The following is a 24,867-nucleotide window of genomic DNA, read 5'->3' on the forward strand; positions in this document are numbered from 1 at the left end:
GGTTATACTCCGACCCAGCCGTTGATAACCGGATCACATTCATGAGCGACGCCGCCCGCGCCCCGTCCCCTTCATCGCAGGCCCCCGAGGTCATCCTGCAGCTGCTCGACAAGCTGGGGATCGCCTATCGCGAGGTCCGCGATACCCCGACCCTGCCCAGCTCCCGCCGTGTCCAAGCCGGCCTGCTGGAGGACGGCGTCGGCACGCTGCTGGTGCTATTCCCGCAGAACCAGCTGCTCGACCTCAACCGCCTGGCCGAACTCACCGGCCGCAAGCTGGTGGCGATCAAGCCCGAACGCCTGGAGCGCATGCTCGGCAAGCACCGGCTCGGCCGCCTGCCGGCGCTGCCGCCGCTGACCAGTTCGCCCTGCCTGTATGACGAGCGCCTGCTGCAGGAGCCGCAGCTGCTGATCGAGTCCGGCGCCGCCGGCACCCTGCTGGAGATCGACACCCCGGCGTTCCGCGGCCTGCTGGAAAAAGCCAGCGCCGCGCGCTTCGGCGTGCTGCTGGAGGCCATCCGGCCGAACCTCGACCGCCCGGACGACGACCGCGCCGAGATCACCCAGGCAGTGCAGGCGTTCACCGCCCGCCGCATCCAGCAGCGCCTGGAGGAAACCATCGAGATTCCGCCGCTGCCGGAAACCGCGCAGAAGATCATCAAGCTGCGCGTCGACCCCAACGCCACGGTGGACGACATCACCGGCGTGGTCGAAACCGACCCGGCGCTGGCCGCCCAGGTGGTCAGCTGGGCCGCCTCGCCCTACTACGCCGCGCCCGGCAAGATCCGCTCGGTGGAAGACGCCATCGTCCGCGTGCTGGGCTTCGACCTGGTGATCAACCTGGCCCTGGGCCTGGCGCTGGGCAAGACCCTCAGCCTGCCCAAGGACCAGCCGCAGCACGCCACGCCCTACTGGCACCAGGCGATCTACACCGCCGCGGTGATCGAGGGCCTGACCCGCGCCATCCCGCGCGCCGAGCGCCCGGAAGCCGGCCTGACCTACCTCGGCGGCCTGCTGCACAGCATCGGCTACCTGGTCCTGGCGCACATCTTCCCGCCGCACTTCTCGCTGATCTGCCGGCACCTGGAAGTGAACCCGCACGTCGAGCACAACCTCGTCGAGCAGCACCTGCTGGGCATCACCCGCGAGCAGATCGGCGCCTGGCTGATGCGCGCCTGGGACATGCCCGAGGAGATCTACACCGCCCTGCGCTTCCAGCACGACCCGTCCTACGCCGGCGACTGCGCGACCTACGCCAACCTGGTGTGCCTGGCCACCCGCCTGCTGCGCAACCACGGCATCGGCAGCGGTCCGGAGACGAGCATCCCGCAGGAACTGCTGGACCGCCTGGACATTCCCCGCGAAAAGGCCGAGGACGCCGTGCGCAAGGTGCTCGAAGCCGAAGCCGTGCTGCGCGAACTGGCCAGCCAGTTCAGCCCGGGGCACTGACAGCAGGCTCTGCCTCGCCCGTAGGATGGCGTGGAGCGAAGCGATACCCATCGATGTCTACGCTGCGTTCACAGCATGGCTATCGCCTAGGCTCCACCCATCCTACGTGGCGGCACTCGGCGCAACTTACCCATCGAAAATGAAAAAGGCCCCTGTCAGGGTAATGCTGTTCACTTAAGCATTTGAGCTGTTGCCCGGGCTCCCCGAGAATCCGATGCCAGGTCTCTGGCATCGGATTTTTTATGTCTTTCCAACAGCAATTGCTCGATCTGGGCGAGTTGTTCAACTTCTCGGATCTCAGCACCTTCACCCAGAACATCCCGATCGAGTGGGTGGCGTCGGCACTGGGTCTTTCCGCGCAGGCCACCATCCGACGGCGGCGCCTGCCCAGCGATCAGGTGCTCTGGCTGGTGCTCGGCATGGCCTTGTTCCGCGACGAGCCGGTCCATGAGGTGGCGCGGCGCCTGAACATCTGCGCCCAGGGACTGGCCTCTCACGACCTGCTGGCCCGCAGCGGGGTCACCGAGGCCCGCAAACGGCTAGGGGCCGATCCGGTGGAGTGGCTGTTTCGCCAGACCGGTCACCACTGGGGGCGCGAGCGCTATGACGGTGATACCTGGCAGGGCCTGCAGGTCTTGGCCGTGGACGGTGCGCTCCTGCGCACCCCGGATACCCCCGAGCTACGGGAGCATTTCGGCTCCGGTAATACCGCCACCGACCGCCAGACGCCGTTTCCCATGCTGCGCCTCGTAGCCCTGATGAACGTGCGCTCGCACCTGATTCTGGATGCCCAACTGAGCCCCTACCGGCGCAGTGAAATGCGCCTGGCTGATGCGTTTGTGCAGCAGATTCCCAGCCATTCGGTGACGCTGTTCGACAAGGGATTCTGGAGTGCCAACCTGTTGCTGGGCCTGGCCAGCGGCGACAACCGTCACTGGTTGATTCCGGCCCGCAAGGCGTTGGTCAGCGAGGAGATCGATCGCTACGGCAAAGGGGACCGCCTGCTGCGGATGCGGGTGTCAGCCCAGGCGAGGAAGCGCAATCCGAATCTGCCCTGCTACTGGGAGGTGCGGGAAGTCAGCTACGAGAGACAGGGCAAGGTCAAAACCGTACTGACCTCGCTGCCAGCCGATATCTACAGCGCCAAGGCCATTGCCAATCTGTATCAGGAACGCTGGGAGATCGAACTGGGCTTCCGCGATATCAAGAGCTCCCTGCAACAGAACGCAGTGACCCTGCGCAGTAAGAAAATCGAACTGATCTACCAGGAAGTCTGGGGACTGTTGCTGGCCTACAACATCATTCGCCGCGAGGCGAGCCAGGCCGCAGTGGCCTTTGGCCGTGCTCCCGGCGACATCCGCTTCAAGCCGGTGGCTCACTACATCGCCGTGCAACTGATCGTGATGGCGGCGGCCAACCCGGTTTCCGCGACAGGACGACGCTTATCGGAGTTGCGGGCGGGAATCGGCGGGTTGTTCCTGGATCACCGCCCAAGGCCTTCACGACCCCGGACGGTGAAGATGTCCAAGACCCGCTACCCGGTAGACCGCAAGGCCGCTCCGCTTAAGTGAACAGCATTACCCTGTCAGGGGCCTTTTTCCGTCCGCGCGCTTCTCTCCGCCGCTGCTCAGGCAGCCTTCTTGTCGCTGCCCGGGGCGCTCTTCCTCTTCGGCTTGAGGTACTTCACCAGCCCCTGGAACCAGATCACCAGCGCCGGGTTGCCCTGGATCCGGATGTCCTTGTTCTGGATGCCCTGCATGAACGCCAGCTGCGGGTTCTTCGAGGTCATGGTGGCGAAGCCGTAGGCGCCGTCCCTGAAGCCGAGCGCGAAGGCCGGCTGCGGGTGGCTGCCGCGGCGGGCGGTGACGCGCAGGTTGCTGACGATGTAGTGGCGGGCGACCTTGCCGTCGAGGGTGTGCAGCTGGAACACCAGGTCCTTGCCTTCCAGTTGCTTCCGGAACGCCGGATTCTCCTGGCTGGCCTTGGCCATCATGCGTCCGAGCAGCCACAGCAAAAGACGGAATTTCATGCACAAACCTCGATGTTCGAGACAAAAGTCCGCGCATTGTAGCCATATTGGAAAGGGACTACATCCGATCTTTAGGAGGGGAAAGGTAACAGGATGAGGCGACCCGGAGCCGCTCGGCTCCGGGTTCCAGGCGATCAGTTGACCGCGTCTTTCAGCGCCTTGCCCGGCTTGAAGGCGACGGTGTTGCTGGCTTTGATCTTTACCGGCTGGCCGGTCTGCGGGTTCTTGCCGGTGCGGGCGCCACGGTGGCGCTGGATGAAGGTGCCAAAACCGACAAGGGTGACGCTGTCCTTGCGATTGAGCGCGCCAGTGATTTCATCCAGCAGCGCGTTCAGTACCTTGTTGGCTTGTTCTTTGGTGAGGTCGGCCTTCTCGGCGATCGCGGCGGCGAGTTCTGGTTTACGCATAGGTGTAGATGCCTCTTTGACGGTTTGTTGTTGTTGTGTCCGTGCTGTCTTCCCAACAGCGCCCAAGGCACCGCAGGCTTGCCGTACAGGCTCTAGGCTGCGGCAGACGGGGGGAGGATGGCACGCCGTACGCAGGTGCGCCAGTATCGTCTGACAATTTGCGAACACATTCCCACGGCAAAAACGCCACCATAGAGGTCTTTTACGCCAGAAGAGCCGGCAACTCCTTGTTAAGCGAGAGTTTTTCGCTGACGGCGGCCCCGGTCAGCGCATACCCGAGCAGTCGACCGGCGGTATCGCGGCACAGCACCTTGAGGTCCGCGCCAGAGCCTTCCACCTGCCATTCGCCGGCGCTGCCGCGCGGCGGCGGCGAGACCACCAGCGGGCACACCGGGGTCTTCACGGTCACCGGCATCGGGCCGTAGGCCACGGCGGTCGGCTTGCCCGCCAGGGTCTGCGCCAGCGCGCGGGCGCAGGACATCAGCGGCATCACGTAGAGCAGGTTGAGGCCATCGACCTCGGCGCAGTCGCCCAGGGCGTAGACGTTGGCGTGGGAGGTGCGCAGCTCGCGGTCGACCCTCACGCCGCGATTGACCTCCAGCCCCGCGGCGGCGGCGAGGTCGATGCGCGGACGCAGGCCGACGGCGGAAACCACCAGGTCGCAGGGGATCACGCTGCCGTCGGAGAGGTGCGCCTCCAGGGCCTCGCCCGCGTGCTGCAGGCGGTCGAGCACCGGACCGAGGTGGAAGCGCACGCCGAGGCCTTCCAGGCCGCGCTGCACCGCCTGGGCGGCGGCCGAGTGGAGCAGGCCGGGCATCACCTGCTCGCAGGGCGCCACGACGTCGATCTGGAAGCCGCCGCTGGAGAGGTCGTTGGCGAACTCGCAGCCGATCAGCCCGGCGCCCAGCAGCAGGACGCGGCGCTTGCCGGCGGCGGCGCGGCGGAAGCGCGCGTAGTCCTCCAGGTCGTTGATCGGGAAGATCAGCTCCCGGGCGTCGCCGTCCACCGGCACGCGAATGGTGTCCGCGCCCCAGGCCAGCACCAGGTCGCGGTAGCGGACTTCCTCTTCGCCGATCCGGATGCGCCGGCGTTCCGGGTCGATGCCGGTGACGCGGGTGTGGGTGAGGATGCGCGCCTTGAGCTGTTCGGCCATGGCGCCCGGCTCGGCCATGGCCAGGCCGTCGGCGTCCTTGTCCTTGGAGAACCCGGTGGAGAGCATCGGCTTGGAATAGGACCGGCCGTCGTCGGCGGTGATCAGCAGCAGCGGCGTCTCGCCGTCGAGCTTGCGCCACTCGCGCGCCAGGTTGTAGCCGGCCAGGCCGGTACCGATGATCACCAGCGGTGCGTTCTCGCTCATTGCTCTGTCCACCTCAAAAGATGCCACTTCGGAAAGACGGCACGACGGCCGTCTGTGCTGAAACCTGGAATCCATCCAGAACCTTGTTCCGCCGGCGCGCAGCCGGGCCAGGGAGGGATTCTCAGGAGATTTCGATCATCTCGAAGTCCTGCTTGCCGGCCCCGCAGTCCGGGCACACCCAGTCCGGGGAAATGTCTTCCCAGCGGGTGCCGGGCGGGATGCCTTCGTCCGGCAGCCCCAGCGCCTCGTCATAGATGAAGCCACAGATCACGCATTGCCATTTGCGCATCGGCCAGGTCCTCCGCGGATTGCCGGTGAAACTAATGGATTTGCCCGCATCGGCCAACGGCGGGCGCGCCGCCGGGCCTCGTCAGCAGGGTCAACCCGGCGCTGCCCCTGAGTCTACGCCGTCAGGGACAGGGCGGCCCGCCGGGGGCCAGAAACGCCGACGGCGGCCCGAAGGCCGCCGTCGCGGGTCGAGCCGGGCGGGATCAGCCGATCTCGATCATCTCGAAGTCCTGCTTGCTGACGCCGCAGTCCGGGCACAGCCAGTCTGCCGGCACGTCTTCCCAGCGGGTTCCGGCGGCGATGCCCTCGTCCGGCCAACCCTTGGATTCGTCATAGATCAGGCCACACACCACGCACTGCCACTTCTTCATCGGCTACCACCTCGCATTCTCGTACCCTGGAACGTCGTTGCGTCCTGTGTCGGCTTTGTACTGGCGATGGGCCCGGCGCGCAAGTACCGACCGACCGGCCAAACCTTTGGTGGGGTACGGCGTAAGGCACTCTTGCACAGAACGCAATCGGCCACGCAAAGCCGCCATGTTAAGCTGCCGCGTCCCTGGTCACCCGCAGTCACCACCGTGCCCGACGCCGCCCTGTCCCATCCGCCCCGCTGGCTTTCCGCCGCCCAGTTGCACCCCGCGCCCTCCGCCCAGGTCCTGGACTGGCTGTTCGACGAAGGCTCGCTGACGCGCCGGCTGACCGCCCTGTCCGCCGGCGGCTTCGCGGTGCAGCCGCTGGCCGAGGGCTGGCACCGGATGCGCGCGGACGAATGCGCCGCCCTGGGCGTGGCCGACGGCAGCCTGGGCTGGGTCCGCGAGGTGTACCTGAAGGGCCACGGCCAGCCCTGGGTGTTCGCCCGCAGCGTCGCCGCGCGCAACGCCCTGGAAGGCTCCGGCTTCGACCTGCGCCTGCTCGGCAGCCGCTCCCTGGGCGAGCTGCTGTTCAGCGACCGCGCCTTCCAGCGCGGGCCCATCGAGGTGTGCCGCTACCCGGCCGCCTGCATGCCCGCCGAAGTCCGCTGCGAGCGCCCCTGGGGGCGCCGCTCGCTGTTCAGCCGCGACGGCCTCGGCGTGCTGGTCGCCGAAGTATTCCTGCCCACGCTCTGGCACCGGCTGGAAGAACAGTCCGTATAATCCCCGGATCGCTTCCGGAGGCCGCCATGTTCGTCGCCCTGATCAAACCCCTCGCCCGCCTGCATCCCCGCGCCTGGGACTTCCTCCAGCTGACGCGCATGGACAAGCCGATCGGCATCTACCTGCTGCTCTGGCCGACGCTGTGGGCGCTGTGGATGGCCAGCGGCGGCGTGCCGAGCGTGAAGAACCTGGTGATCTTCACCCTCGGCACCGTGCTGATGCGCGCCGCCGGCTGCGTGATCAACGACTTCGCCGACCGCAAGCTCGACGGCCACGTCGAGCGCACCAAGGCCCGCCCGCTGGCCACCGGCAGGATCACGGTGCGCGAGGCCTGGATCGCCTTCTTCGTGCTGCTGGGCGCCAGCTTCCTGCTGGTGCTGTGCACCAATGCGCAGACCATCTGGCTGTCCTTCGGCGGCGCGGCGGTGGCGGCGCTCTACCCGTTCATGAAGCGCTACACCTATTACCCGCAGGTGGTGCTGGGCGCGGCCTTCTCCTGGGGCATTCCGATGGCCTTCACCGCGGCGGGCGGCACCCTGCCGGCGGTGGCCTGGCTGCTGTTCTTCGCCAACGTGCTATGGACCGTGGCCTACGACACCTACTATGCGATGACCGACCGCGAGGACGACCTGAAGATGGGCATGAAGTCCACGGCGATCCTCTTCGGCGATGCCGACCGGGTGATCAACCTGACGCTGCAGGGCCTGATGCTCCTGCTGCTGATCCTGGCCGGCAACAAGCTGGCGATGCACCTGTATTACTACCTGGGCCTGGCCGTGGCGGCGGGCTGCTTCGCCTGGCAGTTCCATTCCACCCGCGACCGCGAGCCGCTGAAGTGCTTCAAGGCCTTCCTGCACAACCACTGGGCGGGGCTGGCGATCTTCCTCGGTACGGTGCTGGACTACGCGCTGCGCTGAATGCGCAGGGCGCCGCCCTCTCCCGGGGAGAGGGCGGCACGACTCGACTTACTGCGGCTTGGCGACATGCCAGACGCCCATCTTGCCCTCGCCGGTCGCATCCCCCGGCTTCTTGTCCTGAACGAAGGTGTACAGCGGCTTGCCGTAGTACGCCCATTGCATGCTGCCATCATCGCGCTTGACCAGCGTCCAGTCCTCCATGGCCATGGCGCCCGCCTCGGCCTGCAGCGGCGGCCAGTTCTGCGCGCAGCCATCGTTGCACATCGACTTGCCGCCGCTGTCCTTGTCGAAGGTGTACAGGGTCATGCCCTTGGCATCGACCAGCATGCCGTTCTTTTCCATCGCCGGCTCGGCAGCCAGCACGGTCATCGTCGGGAGCGCCAGGCCCAGGGCGAGGGCCGGGAGAAACCTCTTCATCGCGTGTCTCCTCTGTTGAGGTGGAGCGGCGCGGGTACTGTCGCGAGGGCGCTCGGCCCGGGCGGCGTCAACTGCGCACTCGCAACCGTGATCGCGGCTTCCGGCAGCCGTGCAGCGGGCCTGCCGTCGACCGGGGCACCGCGCAGCACGCCCCTTGCGACGGGCTTTGCGCGGTGGCTCGTTCAGCATAGACGAGCCTGTGCCAGCCGACTGGCGCGCCGTCTTCGGCTAACATCGGCATGTCACATCACTGAAATAATTCCGTTATCTAATGCGGCGCAGTACAGAATTCCTGAGGCAGCAGCATGGTTGGCAAGACAATCCTCATCGTCGATGACGAAGCTCCGATCCGGGAAATGATCGCCGTGGCCCTGGAGATGGCCGGCTACGAATGCATCGAGGCCGACAGCGCCCAGCAGGCTCACGCGGTGATCGTCGATCGCAAGCCGGACCTGATCCTGCTCGACTGGATGCTGCCGGGCACCTCCGGCATCGAACTGGCCCGGCGCCTGAAGCGCGACGAGCTGACCGCCGACATCCCGATCATCATGCTCACCGCCAAGGGCGAAGAGGACAACAAGATCCAGGGCCTGGAAGTCGGCGCCGACGACTACATCACCAAGCCGTTCTCCCCGCGCGAACTGGTCGCCCGCCTGAAGGCCGTGCTGCGCCGCACCGGTGCCGGCGACAGCGAGACGCCGATCGAAGTCGGCGGCCTGCTGCTCGATCCGATCAGCCACCGCGTGACCATCGACGGCCGGCCGGCCGAGATGGGCCCGACCGAATACCGCCTGCTGCAGTTCTTCATGACCCACCAGGAGCGCGCCTACACCCGCGGCCAGTTGCTGGACCAGGTCTGGGGCGGCAACGTGTACGTGGAGGAGCGCACCGTCGACGTGCACATCCGCCGCCTGCGCAAGGCCCTCGGCGAGGTCTACGAAAATCTTGTTCAGACCGTGCGCGGCACCGGCTATCGTTTCTCGACCAAGAGCTGATCGGGTCTCGGACTCGTCGGGTACAAGGAACGGACTTTCGTGACCCAGAACTGGAGTGGCGTACTGATTCGCCACCTGCTGTTAGTCGCCGCCGGCGGCCTGCTCGTCGGACTGATCTCCGGCGAATGGGGCTGGGCCCTGGCGGCCGCCCTGGGCGCCTACCTCGGCTGGACCCTCTGGCAGCTGCTGCGCCTGTACAAGTGGCTGAAGACCCGCCAGGGCGATGAGGCCCCGCCCGACGGCTACGGCCTGTGGGGCGAGGTGTTCGACAGCATCTATCACCTGCAGCGGCACAACCAGAAGGCCCGCGGCCGGCTGCAGGCGGTGATCGACCGCATGCAGGAATCCACCGCCGCCCTGCGCGACGGCATGATCCTGCTCGACCGCGACGGCAACCTGGAATGGTGGAACATCTCCGCCGAACGCCTGCTCGGCCTGAAAAGCCCGCAGGACGGCGGCCAGCCGGTGACCAACCTGGTCCGCCACCCGCGCTTCAAGGAATACTTCGCGCACGAGGACTACAGCGAGCCGCTGGAGCTCACCTCGCCGGTCAACGACCACCTGCGCCTGCAGTTCCACATCACCCTCTACGGCGCCGGCGAGCACCTGATGCTGGTGCGCGACGTGACCCGCGTCCACCAGCTGGAACAGATGCGCAAGGACTTCATCGCCAACGTCTCCCACGAGCTGCGCACGCCGCTGACGGTGATCACCGGCTACCTGGAGACGCTGCTGGACAACGCCGAGGACGTCAATCCGCGCTGGTCCCGCGCGCTGCAGCAGATGCAGCAGCAGGCCGGGCGCATGCAGACCCTGCTCAACGACCTGCTGCTGCTGGCCAAGCTGGAAGCCACGGACTATCCGGCCGACAACAAGCCGGTGGCGATCGACCTGATGCTGCTGTCGATCCGCAACGACGCCCAGGCGCTCTCCGGCGCGCGCAACCACCGCATCAGCCTGGAGGCCGATGCGCGGCTGAAGCTCAAGGGCAGCGAGGCCGAATTGCGCAGCGCCTTCTCCAACCTGGTGTTCAACGCCGTGAAGTACACCCCCGAGGACGGCGATATCCACATTCGCTGGTGGGGCGACGAGCAGGGCGCGCACCTGGCGGTGCAGGACAGCGGCATCGGCATCGATCCCAAGCACCTGCCGCGCCTGACCGAGCGCTTCTACCGCGTCGACTCCAGCCGCAACGCCAGCACCGGCGGCACCGGCCTGGGGCTGGCCATCGTCAAGCACGTGCTGCTGCGCCACCGCGGCAGCCTGGACATCAGCAGCGTGCCGGGCAAGGGCAGCAGCTTTACCTGCAACTTCCCGCCGCAACAGGTCGAGCGCCGCAACTGAGCCACCGAGTTTGCTCCCGACGGGCTTGCCAGTGGCGCCCGTGAACCGCATCCTTGTCCGTCCAACTCCTTATCCAACAGAACCATGGACCCTTCCCCCAGTAGCAACCTGCTCGCCTATTTCGCCGATTTCGGTCTCATTCTCTTCGCCCTCCTCCTCGTCGCGCTCAACGGCTTCTTCGTTGCCGCCGAGTTCGCCATGGTCAAGCTGCGCGCCACCCGCGTGGAAACCATCGCCAAGCAGCACGGCTGGCGGGGCAGCATCCTGCGCAAGGTGCACAACCAGCTCGACGCCTATCTGTCCGCCTGCCAGCTCGGCATCACCCTGGCTTCCCTGGGCCTGGGCTGGGTCGGCGAGCCGGCCTTCGCGGAACTGCTGGAACCACTGCTGGGCGCCGTCGGCGTGCACTCCGAGGAAGTCATCCGCGGCGCGTCGTTCTTCACCGCGTTCTTCATCATTTCCTACCTGCACATCGTGGTCGGCGAGCTGGCGCCCAAGTCCTGGGCGATCCGCAAGCCGGAGCTGCTGTCGCTGTGGACGGCGGCGCCGCTGTACCTGTTCTACTGGCTGATGTACCCGGCGATCTGGCTGCTCAACGCCAGCGCCAACACCATCCTCAAGATCGCCGGGCAAGGTGAACCGGGCCCGCACCACGAGCACCACTACAGCCGCGACGAGCTCAAGCTGATCCTGCACTCCAGCCGCGCCCACGATCCCAGCGACCAGGGCATGCGCGTGCTGGCCTCGGCGGTGGAACTGGGCGAGCTGGAGGTGGTGGACTGGGCCAACTCCCGCGAGGACCTGATCTACCTGGAGCGCAACGCGCCGCTGGACGATATCCTCGCCACCATCCGCCGCCACAAGTACAGCCGCTACCCGGTGTACGACAGCGGCAAGGGCGAGTTCATCGGCCTGCTGCACATCAAGGACCTGCTGCTGGCCCTGACCACGCTGGAGAGCCTGCCGGAATCCTTCGACCTCGACGAGCTGACCCACCCGCTGGAGATGGTCACCAAGCACATGCCGCTGGCGCGCCTGCTGGAGCAGTTCCGCCAGGGCGGCTCGCACTTCGCCCTGGTGGAGGAAGCCGACCACAAGGTGATCGGCTACCTGACCATGGAAGACGTGCTGGAAGTGCTGGTCGGCGATATCCAGGACGAACACCGCAAGGCCGAGCGCGGCATCGTCGCCTACCAGCCGGGCAAGCTGCTGGTGCGCGGCGACACCCCGCTGTTCAAGCTGGAGCGCCTGCTGAGCATCGACCTTGACCATGTGGAGGCCGACACCCTCGCCGGCCTGGTCTACGACACCCTCAAGCGCGTGCCCGAGGAAGAGGAAGTGCTCGAAGCCGAAGGCCTGCGCATCATCGTGAAGAAGATGAAGGGCCCGAAGATCGTCCTCGCCAAGGTGGTGAAGCTGGACTGAACGGCCCTGAACGAAAAAGGCTGCCCTCGGGCAGCCTTTTTTATTGGGCGGTGTGCGGCTCCCGTAGGAGCGGAGCTTCTCCGCGATCCGCCGGCAGGCGGTCTGTCGGCCCTTTCGCGGACAAGGTCCGCTCCTACGAAAGCACCCGCGTCGGTGCACGCCCCAAAAGCCTCAGTTGCCCTTCACCACCGCGAAGTTCGGCAGGCTGTCCACCGGCTGGGAGAAGTCGTAGGGAATCGACTCCAGCGCCAGGCCGACGTTGCGCTGCACCACGAAGTGCAGGTGCGGACCGCTGCTGTTGCCGGTGTTGCCCGAGCGCGCCAGGGACATGCCGGTGGCGACCCGCTGCCCCTCGCGGACCAGCACCGAGCCGCGCATCAGGTGCAGGTACACGCCCATGGTGCCGTCGTCATGCAGGATGCGCACGAAGTTGCCGGACGGGTTGTTGCCGCGCCCGTCCTGGCCATTCTCGATCTTCACCACGGTGCCGCCACGGGCCGCGATGATCGGCGTGCCCACCGGCATGGCGATGTCCATGGCGTAGCGGCCCTTGGGCGTGAAATGGCTGTAGCGGCCGTTGGCGCCCTGGGTCAGGCGGAACGGGCCGCCCACCCAGGGCAGCGCGTAGAGGTAGGACAGCGGTTGCAGGCGCGGATCGCCCAGGGCATAGCGCAGCTTGGGCTGGTACTGCATGGGCTTGCCGGGATCGCGCGGGGTGAGCGTCGCCAGGCGGATGGCGCTGCGCGGCGCCAGCACCCAGCGGATCGGCCGCTCCGGCGCACCGACGGCGTTCTGCGCGCCGGTCACGCTCAGTTCCACCTCCACTGGCGCGTACAGGTCGTTGCGCACCTGCAGCGTCTCGCCGCCGGCGTGCTTGCGGGTCTCCAGCTTCACCTGCTGCTCCAGGTGCTCGACCATGCGGTCGCGGAAGACGAACACCGCCGCACCCGACACGGCCTTGTCCGTGTAGGTGACCACGCCGTTGGCGTCGGTGTACTTGTAGATGGTCACGGCCGAAGCCGTCCCCGATACGGCCAGCAGACCGCACAGGAAGATACTGCGCCCTAGCATGTCGACTCTGGTTATAGGTATGGCGACAGAGGCAAGACTAGCAGCGCGGCTCCCGGCGGGCGACCGGCCGGCGGCCGGGGTGTGATGCAGTCCCCTCCGCCGGTCGGCAAGCGGCTCAGGCGCCCGGTACGTAATGCTTCTGGGAACTGCCGCGGGCGATCAGGCGCGACAGGTAGTCGAGCTTCTGCGGGTCGCGGTCGACGAAACGGAAGGTCAGTTGCAGCCAGTCGCTGTCGGGCCTGGGTTCCAGCGCCGCCACGGCATGCAGGTAGCCGTTGAGGCGCGCCACGTCGCTGTCTTCCTCCAGGTCCAGCACGGCGCTTTCCAGCACCTGCGGCAGCGGTGTGCCGCGCTTCACCAGCAGCAGCGCTTCCTTGAGGCTCAGGGCCTTGATCACGCAGGGCAGGTTGACCTGGGGCAGGCGCAACTGGCCCTGCTGGCCCTTCGCGGCGGAGCGCGCGGCAGGCGCCGCGGCCGCCGGGGCAGCGGCGGCGGGGCGCGCCGCCGCGGGGGCAGCCGGACGCACCACCTCGGCCTTGCCGCCGGTGAGCGCGCTGAGCGAATCGTTGGGCAGCCCGCCGGCCAGGCTGCGCTGCGGCGCCTGGGCGGCCAGCGCTTCGAGCTTGCCGGCGCGGGACAGCGCCTTCTTCACCTTGCTCACCAGCTGGTCGTTGGAGAACGGCTTGCCGATGAAGTCGGAAACGCCGGCCTGGATGGCCTGCACCACGTTGTCCTTGTCGCCGCGGCTGGTGACCATGATGAACGGCGTGGTCTTCAGGGCGTCCTGCTCACGGCACCAGCCCAGCAGTTCGATACCCGACATCTCGGGCATTTCCCAGTCGCAGAGGATCAGGTCCACGCGCTGGCGCGCGAGCAGCTGCTGCGCCTTGCGGCCGTTGACCGCCTCCTCGATCTGCAGGCCGGGGAAGTGGTCCCGCAGCCCCTTTTTCACCAGGTCACGGATGAACGGGGCATCATCCACGACCAGTACACTGACCTTGCCCATCGGCGACTCCTTCGAACGATAGGGCGAAGGATAGCCTCGCCAGGTGGCGACATGCCATCGGCGTGGCACCGCCCGAGCATAAAATGACGAACCCGGCGCCTGGCCGGGTTCGTCGATGCGGCGGGCGGAAGCCTTACTCGGGCTTGCCGTCGTTGCCGATGCCCTGCACTTCTTCCTTCATGCGGGTCAGGCCGATGTGGCGCACGTCGGTGCCGCGCACCAGGTAGATCACCAGTTCGGCGATGTTGCGCGCGTGGTCGCCGATGCGCTCCAGCGAACGCAGGGCCCAGATGACGTTGAGCACGCGGGAGATGGCCCGCGGGTCTTCCATCATGTAGGTGACCAGCTCGCGCAGGGCGGTCTTGTACTCGCGGTCGACGGTCTTGTCGTACTGGGCGACCGACAGCGCCAGGTCCGCGTCGAAGCGGGCGAAGGCGTCCAGCGCCTCCTGCACCATCTTGCGCACCTGGCCGCCGATGTGGCGGACCTCGACGTAGCCGCGCGGCGACTCGCCTTCCTCGCACAGCTGGATGGCGCGGCGGGCGATCTTCGAGGCTTCGTCGCCGATGCGCTCCAGGTCGATCACCGACTTGGAGATGCTGATGATCAGGCGCAGGTCGGAGGCCGCCGGCTGGCGACGGGCGAGGATGCGCAGGCACTCCTCGTCGATGTTGCGCTCCATCTGGTTGATCTGGTCGTCGATGTCGCGCACCTGCTGGGCCAGGCCCGAGTCGGCGTCGATCAGCGCGTTGACCGCATCGTTGACCTGCTTCTCCACCAGGCCGCCCATGGCCAGCAGGTGGCTGCGTACATCCTCCAGCTCGGAGTTGAACTGCTGCGAGATGTGGTGGGTGAGACTTTCTTTGTTGATCATGTTCGCTCCGCGAAAGCCGCAGGCTCCGGGCCGCTGGCTTGATGTGTTCTCAGGGAAGGTTCTACCGCAGGTGCAATACCGAGAACCTAGCCGTAACGACCGGTGATGTAGTCTTCGGTCTGCTTCTTCTCCGGGTTGGTGAACAGCGTATCGGTGTCACCAAACTCGATCAGCTTGCCCATGTACATGAATGCCGTGTAGTCCGAGACGCGCGCGGCCTGCTGCATGTTGTGGGTCACGATGACGATAGTGAACTTGGATTTCAGTTCGTAGATCAGCTCTTCGATCTTCAGGGTGGAGATCGGGTCGAGGGCCGAGCAGGGTTCGTCGAGGAGCAGGACTTCGGGCTCCACGGCGATGGTGCGGGCGATGACCAGACGCTGCTGCTGACCGCCGGAGAGGCCAAGGGCGGATTCGTGCAGGCGGTCCTTGACCTCGTCCCACAGCGCGGCGCCCCTGAGCGCCCACTCGACGGCTTCGTCGAGCACGCGCTTCTTGTTGATGCCCTGGATGCGCAGGCCGTACACCACGTTCTCGTAGATGCTCTTGGGGAACGGGTTGGGTTTCTGGAACACCATGCCGACGCGGCGCCGCAGCTCGGCGACGTCCACGCCCTTGGCGAAGATGTTGTGGCCGTCCAGGCGGATCTCGCCCTTCACGCTGCAGCCGTCGACCAGGTCGTTCATGCGGTTGAAGCAGCGCAGCAGGGTGGACTTGCCGCAACCGGACGGGCCGATGAAGGCGGTCACGCGCTGCTTCGGGATGTTCATGCTGACGTCGAACAGCGCCTGCTTGTCGCCGTAGAACAGGCTCAGGCCGGGCACTTCGAGGGCGACGGTCTCGCTCCCCAGGTCCATGCCCTGGCGATCGCCGCGGCCGAGCGCGCTGATGTCGATGCCATGGCTGGCGGTGTGTTGTTGCATGCTCAGTCTCCCTCGGAGGCTTGGCGGCGGGCCGGGCCCGCCGTCGGCAGAATCAGTTTTCCAGCGCCTTGTACTTTTCCCGCAGGCGGTTGCGGATGGCGATGGCGGAGAAGTTCAGCAGGGCGATCACCAGCACCAGCAGCAGCGCGGTGGCATACACCAGCGGGCGCGCGGCCTCGACGTTCGGGCTCTGGAAGCCGACGTCATAGATGTGGAAGCCCAGGTGCATGATCTTCTGGTCCAGGTGCACGTAGGGGTAGTTGCCGTCCACCGGCAGCGCCGGAGCCAGCTTCACCACGCCCACCAGCATCAGCGGCGCCACTTCACCGGCGGCGCGCGCCACGGCGAGGATCAGGCCGGTCATCATCGCCGGGCTGGCCATCGGCAGGACCACTTTCCACAGCGTCTCGGCCTTGGTCGCCCCCAGGGCCAGCGAGCCTTCACGGGTGGCGCGCGGAATGCGCGCCAGGCCTTCCTCGGTGGCCACGATCACCACCGGCACCGCGAGGAGCGCCAGGGTCAGCGCGGCCCAGAACAGGCCCGGTGTGCCGAAGGTCGGCGCCGGCAGCGCTTCGGGGAAGAACATCCGGTCGAGCGAGCCGCCCAGCACGTAGACGAAGAAGCCCAGGCCGAACACGCCATAGACGATGGCGGGAACGCCCGCGAGGTTGTTCACCGCGATGCGGATGATGCGGGTCAGCAGGCCCTGGCGCGCGTACTCGCGCAGGTAGACCGCTGCGAGGACGCCGAACGGGGTGACGATCACCGCCATCACCAGGGTCATCATCACGGTGCCGAAGATCGCCGGGAAGATGCCGCCCTCGGTGTTGGCTTCACGCGGGTCCTCGCTGAGGAACTCCCACAACTTCTCGAAGTAGAAGCCCAGCTTGGCCCAGGTGCCCATCTGGTTTGGCTGGTAGGCGTGCACCAGCCTGCCGACGCTGATCTCGGTTTCCTGGCCGGTGGCATCGCGCATGACGATGCTGTCGCGGCTGAATTCCTGGTGCAGGCCGTTGAGCTGGCTTTCCAGTGCCTGGTACTGGGCATTCAGCTCGGCACGGCCGGCGGCGATGTCGGCCTCGGCGGCGGCATCCAGCGTGCCGTCGAGCTGCAGGCGGCGCTCGCGCAGGCGCAGGCGTTCAAGGCCGTGGTTGATCCCGCCGATGTCCCCCTTCTCCAGCCGGTACAGCCTGTCGTAGAGCTCGTCGACGCGCTTGAGGCGGGTCTGCAGCTCGGCCATGGCGGCCGGGCCTTCGGCGACCACCTTGCCGCTTTCCTTGACCTTCAGCAGGTAGCCGTAGAAGTTGCCCCACTCTCGGCGCTCCAGGGTCACCAGCTCGGCCGGATAGTGACGGTCGCTCAGCCACTCGCCGATCACCCAGGAGAAGTCGCTGCCGTAGAGGTCGCGGTTGCCCAGCTTGAGCAGCTCACGGGTCATGAACGCCGGGGCATCCTCCGGCACCGGCAGGCCGGCGGCGCGCAGGCGTTCGCGCGGCACCTGTTCGCTCTGCACTTCCTCGCCGATCAGGGTCTTGGGCGTATCGCCGGGAACGGTGTAGGTCGCCTCGAGCACGTCCGCCGGCCAGAAGTGGCCGAGACCGCGCACGGCGATCACCGCGAGCAGACCGATGGTCATGATCACGGCGATGGACACCGCACCCGCGTTCAGCCACACCCAGGGCGAACCGCTGGCGAACCACGCTTTGACGGATTCCTGTTTCTGTTTCACGGAACGTAGCCTCGTCGCCGTCGCTTAGAGCGACGCGTATTTCTTGCGCAGGCGCTGACGGATCAGCTCTGCCAGGGTGTTCATCACGAAGGTGAAGGAAAGCAGTACCAGTGCCGAGAGGAACAGCACGCGGTAGTGGGTCCCGCCCACCTCCGATTCGGGCATCTCCACCGCGACGTTCGCCGCGAGGGTGCGCATGCCCTGGAAGAGGTTCATTTCCATCACCGGGGTGTTGCCGGTCGCCATCAGCACGATCATGGTCTCGCCCACGGCGCGGCCGAGGCCGATCATCAGGGCCGAGAAGATGCCCGGGCTGGCGGTCAGGATCACCACGCGGGTCAGCGTCTGCCAGGGCGTGGCGCCCAGGGCCAGGGAGCCGTAGGTCAGGCTCTTGGGCACGCTGAACACGGCGTCTTCGGCGATGGAGAAGATGTTCGGGATCACCGCAAAGCCCATGGCCAGGCCGACCACCAGGGCGTTGCGCTGGTCGTAGGTGATGCCCAGGTCATGGGTGATCCACAGGCGCATGTCGCCGCCGAAGAACAGGGTTTCCAGGTGCGGGCTCATCCACAGGGAGAAGGCGCCGGTGGCGAGGACCACGGGGATCAGGATCGCCGCTTCCCAGCCCGCCGGCAGGCTCAGGCGGATGCGTTCGGGCAGCCGGCTCCAGGTCAGCCCGGCGAGCAGGATGCCCAGCGGCGTGAGCAGCAGCAGGCTGAAGATGCCCGGCAGGTGGCCTTCGACGTAGGGCGCCAGGAACAGGCCGGCGAAGAAGCCGAGGATCACGGTCGGCAGCGCTTCCATCAGCTCGATCACCGGCTTCACCTTGCGGCGCATGCCCGGCGCCATGAAGTAGGCGGTGTAGACAGCGGCGGCAATGGCCAGCGGGGCGGCGAGGATCATCGCGTAGAACGCTGCCTTCAGGGTGCCGAAGGTCAGCGGCGACAGGCTCAGCTTGGGTTCGAAGTCGGTGCTCGCAGCGGTGGACTGCCAGACGAAGTCGGGCTTGTCATAGCTTTCGTACCAGACCCTGCCCCACAGCGCGCTCCAGGAAATTTCCGGGTGCGGGTTGCTGACGCTGTAGCGGCGCAGTTCGCCGCCCTGCTCGACGATCAGGTGGTTGGCGCGCGGCGACAGGGCCATCAGGCCGGCCGCCGGGGCGATGTTCTCCACCAGCAGGGTGCGATGCGCGGTGCTGTGGAAGATGCCGAGGTTGCCCTGCTTGTCGATGGCCAGGAAGCCCTTGCGGCGCTGCTCGGGAGCGATGCCGGTCACCGGCTGGTCGCCGAGCTTGAAGTCGCGCACGTGGGACAGGCGTGGATCACCGTCCTCGCCACGGGCCATGAACCACTGGCCGATGCCACCCTTGGAGTTGCCGACCATCAGCGAGATGCCGCCCAGCAGCTGGCTGCTGGCGGTCACTTCGGCGGAGGCGTCATCGAGCAGCTTGTAGCGGCCGTTGAGCTGGTGAGTCGTCAGGTTGAACACGTCGGCCTGGGCGCGGCCGTTGATCACATAGAGCCACTGCTTGCGCGGGTCCATGTAGAGGGCCTTCACCGGCTCGGCGATCTGCGGCAGGTTGACCCGCTCCTCTTCCAGCGAGGTCTCGCCGGTCAGCATGTTTTCCTGGCTGGTCAGGCTGAGCAGGAGCATCTCGCTGCCGGTAGAGGCCGCCAGCAGCAGGCCGTCATCACCGGAAACGACCGCCACGTGCTCCAGCGGACGTCCCTGGGGGTCCAGGGTGATCGCCGCTTCGCCGTAGGGGTAGCTGATCTGCGGGGTGATGGTTTTCTTGTTGTCCGGGTAGGTGACCATGTAGGTGTGCTTGAACACCAGCGCCTGGCCGTTGGACAGGCCCAGCGCCACGGTCGGATGACCCGGCTGATCCTCGGCGATGGAGGTCACGCTGCTGCCGGCGGGCAGCTTGAGCGCGACACGCTCCACTTCATCGCCCTTCTTCGCATCGAAGAACACCACTTCGCCATTGGCGGCGACGCGCAGGCCCATCATGTTCTGCTCTTCGAGACTCAGCAGCAGCGGCGCCTGCGCCGTCTTCAGCCAGGCCGGAGCCAGAGGGTCGTGCGCCTCCAGCGTGGCACCGCGGAACAGCGGCAGCACAACGTAGGCGAGGTAGAAGAAAATCAGGGTAATGGCGACCAGTACTGCGAGGCCACCGACCAGGACGTACCAGCGCGTGAGCCGATCCTTGAGCGCGCGCAGGCGGCGCTTGCGCTGCAGCGCTGGCGTATTGAAATCGATCCGCTCGGGGAGAGAAGAAGTCATCGAGGATTTTGCCAGGTCGTTCATGGATGACAGACTAGCGGCTCTGTATGACAGAAAAATGACATCGAAATGGCACGCCAAAACCCGCCAGCAGAGCCATGCTGGCGGGCCCGGTCGAGTATCCCTCAGCCCATGCCGGACGACTCTGGCCGCCCGGCTGGCGGGCTGATTATAGGCCCAACTCTTTGGCTGCCTTTTCCGCGACCTTCGCCGGCAGCGGGATGTAGCCGTCTTTCACGACGACCTGCTGGCCGGACTTGGAGAGCACCATCTTCAGGAACTGGGCTTCCAGCGGATTCAGCGGTTTGTTCGGAGCCTTGTTGACGTAGACATAGAGGAAGCGCGACAGCGGGTATGTGCCGTTCAGGGCATTGGCCTCGTTGTCCTCGATGAACTCGCCACCTTCCTTCTTGGCCAGGGCAACGGTCTTCACACTGGCGGTCTTGTAACCGATGCCGGAGTAGCCGACGCCGTTCAGGGACTGGCTGACCGACTGAACCACGGAAGCCGAACCCGGCTGCTCGTTCACGTTCGGCTTGTAGTCGCCTTTGCACAGGGCTTCTTCCTTGAAGTAGCCGTAGGTGCCGGATACCGAGTTACGACCGAACAGTTGCACGGGCTTGTTGGCCCAGTCGCCGGTCAGCCCCAGATCGCCCCACGTCTTCACTTCCTTCTTGGCGCCGCACAGGCGGGTAGAGGAGAAGATGGCGTCGACCTGCTGCATGGTCAGGCCTTTGATGGGATTGTCCTTGTGCACGAAGATTGCCAGGGCATCCACGGCGACCGGAATGGCAGTCGGTTTGTAGCCGTACTTCTGCTCGAAAGCCTGCAGCTCGACGTCCTTCATCTTGCGGCTCATCGGGCCCAGGTTGGCAGTGCCCTCGGTCAGAGCCGGCGGCGCGGTAGAGGAGCCAGCAGCCTGGATCTGCACGTTCACGTTCGGGTAAAGGCGCTTGTACTCTTCGGCCCACATGGTCATCAGGTTGGCCAGCGTGTCGGAACCAACGCTCGACAGGTTGCCCGACACACCACTGGCTTTCTGATATTCCGGCAGGGCCGGATCGATCGCAGCAACTGCGCTGGCGGTGCCTACGCCTGCGGCGACAAAGGTCAGGGCCGCCATCAAACGCTTGAGTTTCATGCCTTGCTCCTCGAGGAGTATGAGGTTGGATGGAACAGGGGCCAAATTCATCAGGCCGCATGATGACTCTATGACACGAATGTGACAGACAGATGAAGCAGCATCGGAAAATTGTACGAACGGTTGGCAGGACAAAACAGCTGCAATAAAGGCAGGGAAATAGAGCCATTGAGGATTCTGTAGGAGCGAGCGTGCTCGCGACCCCGGCCAGGCCGCTGACGACGAGCACGAACGACGCAGGGCGGAGGTTATCCGCACCCTGGCCAGCCCAGAACCCGCCAATTTTCCCGCGCGCAAAAGCAAAGCCCCCGACCAGCGTTGGCTGATCAGGGGCTTTGGGATAGGCGCTTGACGATGACCTACTCTCACATGGGGAAACCCCACACTACCATCGGCGATGCGTCGTTTCACTGCTGAGTTCGGGATGGGATCAGGTGGTTCCAACGCTCTATGGTCGTCAAGCAATTCTTTAGGACGCTCGTGGCTTGCAGCACACGCTCATCCGGATTCGGGTATGTGACAGGTATTTGCGGTTCTCACGAACTTTCGGTTCGTCGACTTCACCGTCTAACACACAAATTGTTTGGGTGTTATATGGTCAAGCCTCACGGGCAATTAGTATCGGTTAGCTCAACGCCTCACAGCGCTTACACACCCGACCTATCAACGTCGTAGTCTTCGACGGCCCTTCAGGGGAATCAAGTTCCCAGTGAGATCTCATCTTGAGGCAAGTTTCCCGCTTAGATGCTTTCAGCGGTTATCTTTTCCGAACATAGCTACCCGGCAATGCCACTGGCGTGACAACCGGAACACCAGAGGTTCGTCCACTCCGGTCCTCTCGTACTAGGAGCAGCCCCTCTCAAATCTCAAACGTCCACGGCAGATAGGGACCGAACTGTCTCACGACGTTCTAAACCCAGCTCGCGTACCACTTTAAATGGCGAACAGCCATACCCTTGGGACCGGCTTCAGCCCCAGGATGTGATGAGCCGACATCGAGGTGCCAAACACCGCCGTCGATATGAACTCTTGGGCGGTATCAGCCTGTTATCCCCGGAGTACCTTTTATCCGTTGAGCGATGGCCCTTCCATACAGAACCACCGGATCACTAAGACCTACTTTCGTACCTGCTCGACGTGTCTGTCTCGCAGTCAAGCGCGCTTTTGCCTTTATACTCTGCGACCGATTTCCGACCGGTCTGAGCGCACCTTCGTACTCCTCCGTTACTCTTTAGGAGGAGACCGCCCCAGTCAAACTGCCCACCATACACTGTCCTCGATCCGGATTACGGACCAGAGTTAGAACCTCAAGCATGCCAGGGTGGTATTTCAAGGTTGGCTCCACGCGAACTGGCGTCCACGCTTCAAAGCCTCCCACCTATCCTACACAAGCAGGCTCAAAGTCCAGTGCAAAGCTACAGTAAAGGTTCACGGGGTCTTTCCGTCTAGCCGCGGATACACTGCATCTTCACAGCGATTTCAATTTCACTGAGTCTCGGGTGGAGACAGCGCCGCCATCGTTACGCCATTCGTGCAGGTCGGAACTTACCCGACAAGGAATTTCGCTACCTTAGGACCGTTATAGTTACGGCCGCCGTTTACCGGGGCTTCGATCAAGAGCTTCGCTTTCGCTAACCCCATCAATTAACCTTCCGGCACCGGGCAGGCGTCACACCCTATACGTCCACTTTCGTGTTTGCAGAGTGCTGTGTTTTTAATAAACAGTCGCAGCGGCCTGGTATCTTCGACCGGCATGGGCTTACCGAGTAAATCGTTCACCCTCGCCGGCGCACCTTCTCCCGAAGTTACGGTGCCATTTTGCCTAGTTCCTTCACCCGAGTTCTCTCAAGCGCCTTGGTATTCTCTACCCGACCACCTGTGTCGGTTTGGGGTACGGTTCCTAGTTACCTGAAGCTTAGAAGCTTTTCCTGGAAGCATGGCATCAACCACTTCGCTCTCTAAAAGAAAGCTCGTCATCAGCTCTCGGCCTTGAACACCCGGATTTGCCTAAGTGTTCGGCCTACCACCTTAAACTTGGACAACCAACGCCAAGCTGGCCTAGCCTTCTCCGTCCCTCCATCGCAGTAACTAGAAGTACAGGAATATTAACCTGTTTCCCATCGACTACGCTCTTCAGCCTCGCCTTAGGGACCGACTAACCCTGCGTCGATTAACGTTGCGCAGGAACCCTTGGTCTTTCGGCGTGGATGTTTTTCACACCCATTGTCGTTACTCATGTCAGCATTCGCACTTCTGATACCTCCAGCAAGCTTCTCAACTCACCTTCACAGGCTTACAGAACGCTCCTCTACCGCTCGTCTTACGACGAACCCGTAGCTTCGGTGTGTGGTTTGAGCCCCGTTACATCTTCCGCGCAGGCCGACTCGACTAGTGAGCTATTACGCTTTCTTTAAAGGGTGGCTGCTTCTAAGCCAACCTCCTAGCTGTCTAAGCCTTCCCACATCGTTTACCACTTAACCACAACTTTGGGACCTTAGCTGACGGTCTGGGTTGTTTCCCTTTTCACGACGGACGTTAGCACCCGCCGTGTGTCTCCCACGCTGACACTTCCAGGTATTCGGAGTTTGCATCGGTTTGGTAAGTCGGGATGACCCCCTAGCCGAAACAGTGCTCTACCCCCTGGAGTGATACGTGAGGCGCTACCTAAATAGCTTTCGAGGAGAACCAGCTATCTCCGAGCTTGATTAGCCTTTCACTCCGATCCACAAGTCATCCCCTACCTTTTCAACGGGAGTGGGTTCGGTCCTCCAGTCAGTGTTACCTAACCTTCAACCTGCTCATGGATAGATCGCCCGGTTTCGGGTCTATACCCAGCGACTAAATCGCCCTATTAAGACTCGCTTTCGCTACGCCTTCCCTATTCGGTTAAGCTCGCCACTGAATATAAGTCGCTGACCCATTATACAAAAGGTACGCAGTCACCTAACAAGTAGGCTCCCACTGCTTGTACGCATACGGTTTCAGGTTCTATTTCACTCCCCTCTCCGGGGTTCTTTTCGCCTTTCCCTCACGGTACTGGTTCACTATCGGTCAGTCAGTAGTATTTAGCCTTGGAGGATGGTCCCCCCATGTTCAGACAAAGTTTCTCGTGCTCCGTCCTACTCGATTTCACTTCCAAGAACCTTTCACATACGGGGCTATCACCCACTATGGCCGCACTTTCCAGAGCGTTCTGCTAGATTCAAAGAAGCTTAAGGGCTAGTCCCCGTTCGCTCGCCACTACTAAGGGAATCTCGGTTGATTTCTTTTCCTCAGGGTACTTAGATGTTTCAGTTCCCCTGGTTCGCCTCACACACCTATGTATTCAGTGTGTGATAACCAGCTTATGCTGGCTGGGTTCCCCCATTCAGAGATCTCCGGATCACAGTCTGTTTGCCGACTCCCCGAAGCTTTTCGCAGGCTACCACGTCTTTCATCGCCTCTGACTGCCAAGGCATCCACCGTATGCGCTTCTTCACTTGACCATATAACCCCAAGCAATCTGGTCATACGTCTCGAACGTGAAGACGACATTCGCCGAAAATTCGCGCTTGAACTCGCAAATTTTACCTTGACTTGAATAATCACCAGTGAAAGAGATTATTCAGTCTACTTCTATCACATACCCAAATTTTTAAAGAACGGTTCCGGTACAAAGACCAGACATCAATGTTCGCTCAACCTGAACATTCATGTCTGAGCTTTCGACGATTTGAAGATGGTGGAGCCAAGGAGGATCGAACTCCTGACCTCCTGCGTGCAAAGCAGGCGCTCTCCCAGCTGAGCTATGGCCCCATCGGATCAGCAGCACACCACAACAATTGGTGGGTCTGGGCAGATTCGAACTGCCGACCTCACCCTTATCAGGGGTGCGCTCTAACCAACTGAGCTACAGACCCAATCGTCTAACCAGTGAATCAAGCAATTCGTGTGGGAGCTTATGAAGAAGCTGGGATCTTCGATTAAGGAGGTGATCCAGCCGCAGGTTCCCCTACGGCTACCTTGTTACGACTTCACCCCAGTCATGAATCACTCCGTGGTAACCGTCCCCCTTGCGGTTAGACTAGCTACTTCTGGAGC

At 64.1% G+C, this 24,867-nt stretch carries 20 protein-coding genes, 2 tRNA genes and 3 rRNA genes (1 of these 25 running past the window's edge); 7 read left to right on the forward strand and 18 right to left on the reverse strand.

Annotated elements, in window-relative coordinates; genetic code table 11:
- Positions 1-41: 41 nt before the first annotated feature.
- Together AC3B6A_RS26635 and AC3B6A_RS26640 are read left to right on the forward strand one after the other, a co-directional pair.
- A complete protein-coding gene (locus AC3B6A_RS26635) occupies positions 42-1,448 on the forward strand; it encodes an aminoacyl-tRNA deacylase and HDOD domain-containing protein (protein WP_488400094.1) in 1,407 nt (468 codons plus the stop codon).
- A 242-nt stretch (positions 1,449-1,690) separates the two neighbouring features.
- Positions 1,691-3,019, forward strand: a complete 1,329-nt coding sequence (locus tag AC3B6A_RS26640; protein ID WP_488398960.1) for an IS4 family transposase — start codon at positions 1,691-1,693, stop codon at positions 3,017-3,019.
- A 56-nt stretch (positions 3,020-3,075) separates the two neighbouring features.
- On the opposite strand, the gene AC3B6A_RS26645 is transcribed toward AC3B6A_RS26640, so the two are convergent.
- The 5 genes from AC3B6A_RS26645 to AC3B6A_RS26665 form a co-directional block, all read right to left on the reverse strand.
- Positions 3,076-3,477 (reverse strand): helicase, encoded by a 402-nt coding sequence (locus tag AC3B6A_RS26645; protein WP_488400095.1) that lies wholly within the window; start codon positions 3,475-3,477, stop codon positions 3,076-3,078.
- A 134-nt stretch (positions 3,478-3,611) separates the two neighbouring features.
- Entirely contained in the window at positions 3,612-3,884 is a 273-nt protein-coding gene (locus AC3B6A_RS26650; protein WP_009614168.1) for an HU family DNA-binding protein, read from the reverse strand.
- Between the two features lie 202 nt (positions 3,885-4,086).
- Positions 4,087-5,241 carry an NAD(P)/FAD-dependent oxidoreductase gene (locus AC3B6A_RS26655; protein WP_488400096.1) on the reverse strand — a complete coding sequence of 385 codons (1,155 nt, stop codon included), beginning with the start codon at positions 5,239-5,241 and terminating at the stop codon, positions 4,087-4,089.
- 121 nt (positions 5,242-5,362) lie between these two features.
- Entirely contained in the window at positions 5,363-5,530 is a 168-nt protein-coding gene (locus AC3B6A_RS26660) for a rubredoxin (protein WP_488400097.1), read from the reverse strand.
- 202 nt (positions 5,531-5,732) lie between these two features.
- Positions 5,733-5,900: a rubredoxin gene (locus AC3B6A_RS26665; RefSeq protein ID WP_488400098.1), complete on the reverse strand. Its 168-nt coding sequence runs from the start codon at positions 5,898-5,900 to the stop codon at positions 5,733-5,735.
- A gap of 207 nt (positions 5,901-6,107) precedes the next feature.
- On the opposite strand from AC3B6A_RS26665, the gene AC3B6A_RS26670 reads away from it, so the two are divergent.
- Positions 6,108-6,662 (forward strand): chorismate--pyruvate lyase family protein, encoded by a 555-nt coding sequence (locus AC3B6A_RS26670; RefSeq protein ID WP_488400099.1) that lies wholly within the window; start codon positions 6,108-6,110, stop codon positions 6,660-6,662.
- A 26-nt stretch (positions 6,663-6,688) separates the two neighbouring features.
- A complete protein-coding gene (gene ubiA, locus AC3B6A_RS26675) occupies positions 6,689-7,579 on the forward strand; it encodes a 4-hydroxybenzoate octaprenyltransferase (RefSeq protein WP_488400100.1) in 891 nt (296 codons plus the stop codon).
- 48 nt (positions 7,580-7,627) lie between these two features.
- Here ubiA and AC3B6A_RS26680 read toward each other — a convergent pair whose 3' ends face one another.
- Positions 7,628-7,996: a COG4315 family predicted lipoprotein gene (locus AC3B6A_RS26680; protein ID WP_488400101.1), complete on the reverse strand. Its 369-nt coding sequence runs from the start codon at positions 7,994-7,996 to the stop codon at positions 7,628-7,630.
- A gap of 305 nt (positions 7,997-8,301) precedes the next feature.
- Between AC3B6A_RS26680 and phoB the strand changes: the two genes are divergently transcribed.
- From phoB to AC3B6A_RS26695, 3 genes are all read left to right on the forward strand, one after another.
- Positions 8,302-8,991, forward strand: a complete 690-nt coding sequence (gene phoB / locus AC3B6A_RS26685; RefSeq protein WP_488400102.1) for a phosphate regulon transcriptional regulator PhoB — start codon at positions 8,302-8,304, stop codon at positions 8,989-8,991.
- 39 nt (positions 8,992-9,030) lie between these two features.
- Entirely contained in the window at positions 9,031-10,335 is a 1,305-nt protein-coding gene (phoR, locus tag AC3B6A_RS26690; RefSeq protein WP_488400103.1) for a phosphate regulon sensor histidine kinase PhoR, read from the forward strand.
- 84 nt (positions 10,336-10,419) lie between these two features.
- Positions 10,420-11,760, forward strand: coding sequence for a hemolysin family protein (locus AC3B6A_RS26695; RefSeq protein WP_488400104.1), 1,341 nt, complete (start codon positions 10,420-10,422; stop codon positions 11,758-11,760).
- Positions 11,761-11,931: 171 nt separating this feature from the next.
- Here AC3B6A_RS26695 and AC3B6A_RS26700 read toward each other — a convergent pair whose 3' ends face one another.
- From AC3B6A_RS26700 to AC3B6A_RS26755, 12 genes are all read right to left on the reverse strand, one after another.
- Positions 11,932-12,831, reverse strand: a complete 900-nt coding sequence (locus AC3B6A_RS26700; RefSeq protein WP_488400105.1) for a M23 family metallopeptidase — start codon at positions 12,829-12,831, stop codon at positions 11,932-11,934.
- A 115-nt stretch (positions 12,832-12,946) separates the two neighbouring features.
- A complete protein-coding gene (locus AC3B6A_RS26705) occupies positions 12,947-13,837 on the reverse strand; it encodes a response regulator (protein ID WP_488400106.1) in 891 nt (296 codons plus the stop codon).
- Positions 13,838-13,970: 133 nt separating this feature from the next.
- A complete protein-coding gene (phoU, locus tag AC3B6A_RS26710) occupies positions 13,971-14,711 on the reverse strand; it encodes a phosphate signaling complex protein PhoU (protein ID WP_488400107.1) in 741 nt (246 codons plus the stop codon).
- Between the two features lie 86 nt (positions 14,712-14,797).
- Positions 14,798-15,634, reverse strand: a complete 837-nt coding sequence (pstB, locus tag AC3B6A_RS26715; protein WP_488400108.1) for a phosphate ABC transporter ATP-binding protein PstB — start codon at positions 15,632-15,634, stop codon at positions 14,798-14,800.
- A gap of 52 nt (positions 15,635-15,686) precedes the next feature.
- Positions 15,687-17,363, reverse strand: coding sequence for a phosphate ABC transporter permease PstA (gene pstA, locus AC3B6A_RS26720; protein WP_488400109.1), 1,677 nt, complete (start codon positions 17,361-17,363; stop codon positions 15,687-15,689).
- A gap of 24 nt (positions 17,364-17,387) precedes the next feature.
- Entirely contained in the window at positions 17,388-19,421 is a 2,034-nt protein-coding gene (locus AC3B6A_RS26725; RefSeq protein ID WP_488403728.1) for an ABC transporter permease subunit, read from the reverse strand.
- A 394-nt stretch (positions 19,422-19,815) separates the two neighbouring features.
- Positions 19,816-20,787, reverse strand: coding sequence for a phosphate ABC transporter substrate-binding protein PstS (gene pstS / locus AC3B6A_RS26730; protein WP_488400110.1), 972 nt, complete (start codon positions 20,785-20,787; stop codon positions 19,816-19,818).
- A gap of 346 nt (positions 20,788-21,133) precedes the next feature.
- Positions 21,134-21,249 (reverse strand): 5S ribosomal RNA (rrf, locus tag AC3B6A_RS26735).
- Between the two features lie 132 nt (positions 21,250-21,381).
- Positions 21,382-24,272: ribosomal RNA gene (locus tag AC3B6A_RS26740) — 23S ribosomal RNA — on the reverse strand.
- Positions 24,273-24,506: 234 nt separating this feature from the next.
- Positions 24,507-24,582 (reverse strand) — tRNA-Ala (locus AC3B6A_RS26745).
- 27 nt (positions 24,583-24,609) lie between these two features.
- Positions 24,610-24,686 (reverse strand) — tRNA-Ile (locus AC3B6A_RS26750).
- Positions 24,687-24,750: 64 nt separating this feature from the next.
- Positions 24,751-24,867, reverse strand: a 16S ribosomal RNA gene (locus tag AC3B6A_RS26755); it runs 1,419 nt beyond the window's last position.
- The 16S, 23S and 5S rRNA genes sit together here with 2 tRNA genes alongside, the layout of an rRNA operon.

The sequence above is a fragment of the Pseudomonas sp. B12(2026) genome (assembly GCF_057767015.1).

Coding starts and splice junctions, on each gene's coding strand:
- AC3B6A_RS26635 (WP_488400094.1), top strand. CDS start 42: ATGAGCGACGCCGCCCGCGCCCCGTCCCCTTCATCGCAGGCCCCCGAG.
- AC3B6A_RS26640 (WP_488398960.1), top strand. CDS start 1,691: ATGTCTTTCCAACAGCAATTGCTCGATCTGGGCGAGTTGTTCAACTTC.
- AC3B6A_RS26645 (WP_488400095.1), bottom strand. CDS start 3,477: ATGAAATTCCGTCTTTTGCTGTGGCTGCTCGGACGCATGATGGCCAAG.
- AC3B6A_RS26650 (WP_009614168.1), bottom strand. CDS start 3,884: ATGCGTAAACCAGAACTCGCCGCCGCGATCGCCGAGAAGGCCGACCTC.
- AC3B6A_RS26655 (WP_488400096.1), bottom strand. CDS start 5,241: ATGAGCGAGAACGCACCGCTGGTGATCATCGGTACCGGCCTGGCCGGC.
- AC3B6A_RS26660 (WP_488400097.1), bottom strand. CDS start 5,530: ATGCGCAAATGGCAATGCGTGATCTGTGGCTTCATCTATGACGAGGCG.
- AC3B6A_RS26665 (WP_488400098.1), bottom strand. CDS start 5,900: ATGAAGAAGTGGCAGTGCGTGGTGTGTGGCCTGATCTATGACGAATCC.
- ubiA (WP_488400100.1), top strand. CDS start 6,689: ATGTTCGTCGCCCTGATCAAACCCCTCGCCCGCCTGCATCCCCGCGCC.
- AC3B6A_RS26680 (WP_488400101.1), bottom strand. CDS start 7,996: ATGAAGAGGTTTCTCCCGGCCCTCGCCCTGGGCCTGGCGCTCCCGACG.
- phoB (WP_488400102.1), top strand. CDS start 8,302: ATGGTTGGCAAGACAATCCTCATCGTCGATGACGAAGCTCCGATCCGG.
- AC3B6A_RS26695 (WP_488400104.1), top strand. CDS start 10,420: ATGGACCCTTCCCCCAGTAGCAACCTGCTCGCCTATTTCGCCGATTTC.
- AC3B6A_RS26700 (WP_488400105.1), bottom strand. CDS start 12,831: ATGCTAGGGCGCAGTATCTTCCTGTGCGGTCTGCTGGCCGTATCGGGG.
- AC3B6A_RS26705 (WP_488400106.1), bottom strand. CDS start 13,837: ATGGGCAAGGTCAGTGTACTGGTCGTGGATGATGCCCCGTTCATCCGT.
- phoU (WP_488400107.1), bottom strand. CDS start 14,711: ATGATCAACAAAGAAAGTCTCACCCACCACATCTCGCAGCAGTTCAAC.
- pstB (WP_488400108.1), bottom strand. CDS start 15,634: ATGCAACAACACACCGCCAGCCATGGCATCGACATCAGCGCGCTCGGC.
- pstS (WP_488400110.1), bottom strand. CDS start 20,787: ATGAAACTCAAGCGTTTGATGGCGGCCCTGACCTTTGTCGCCGCAGGC.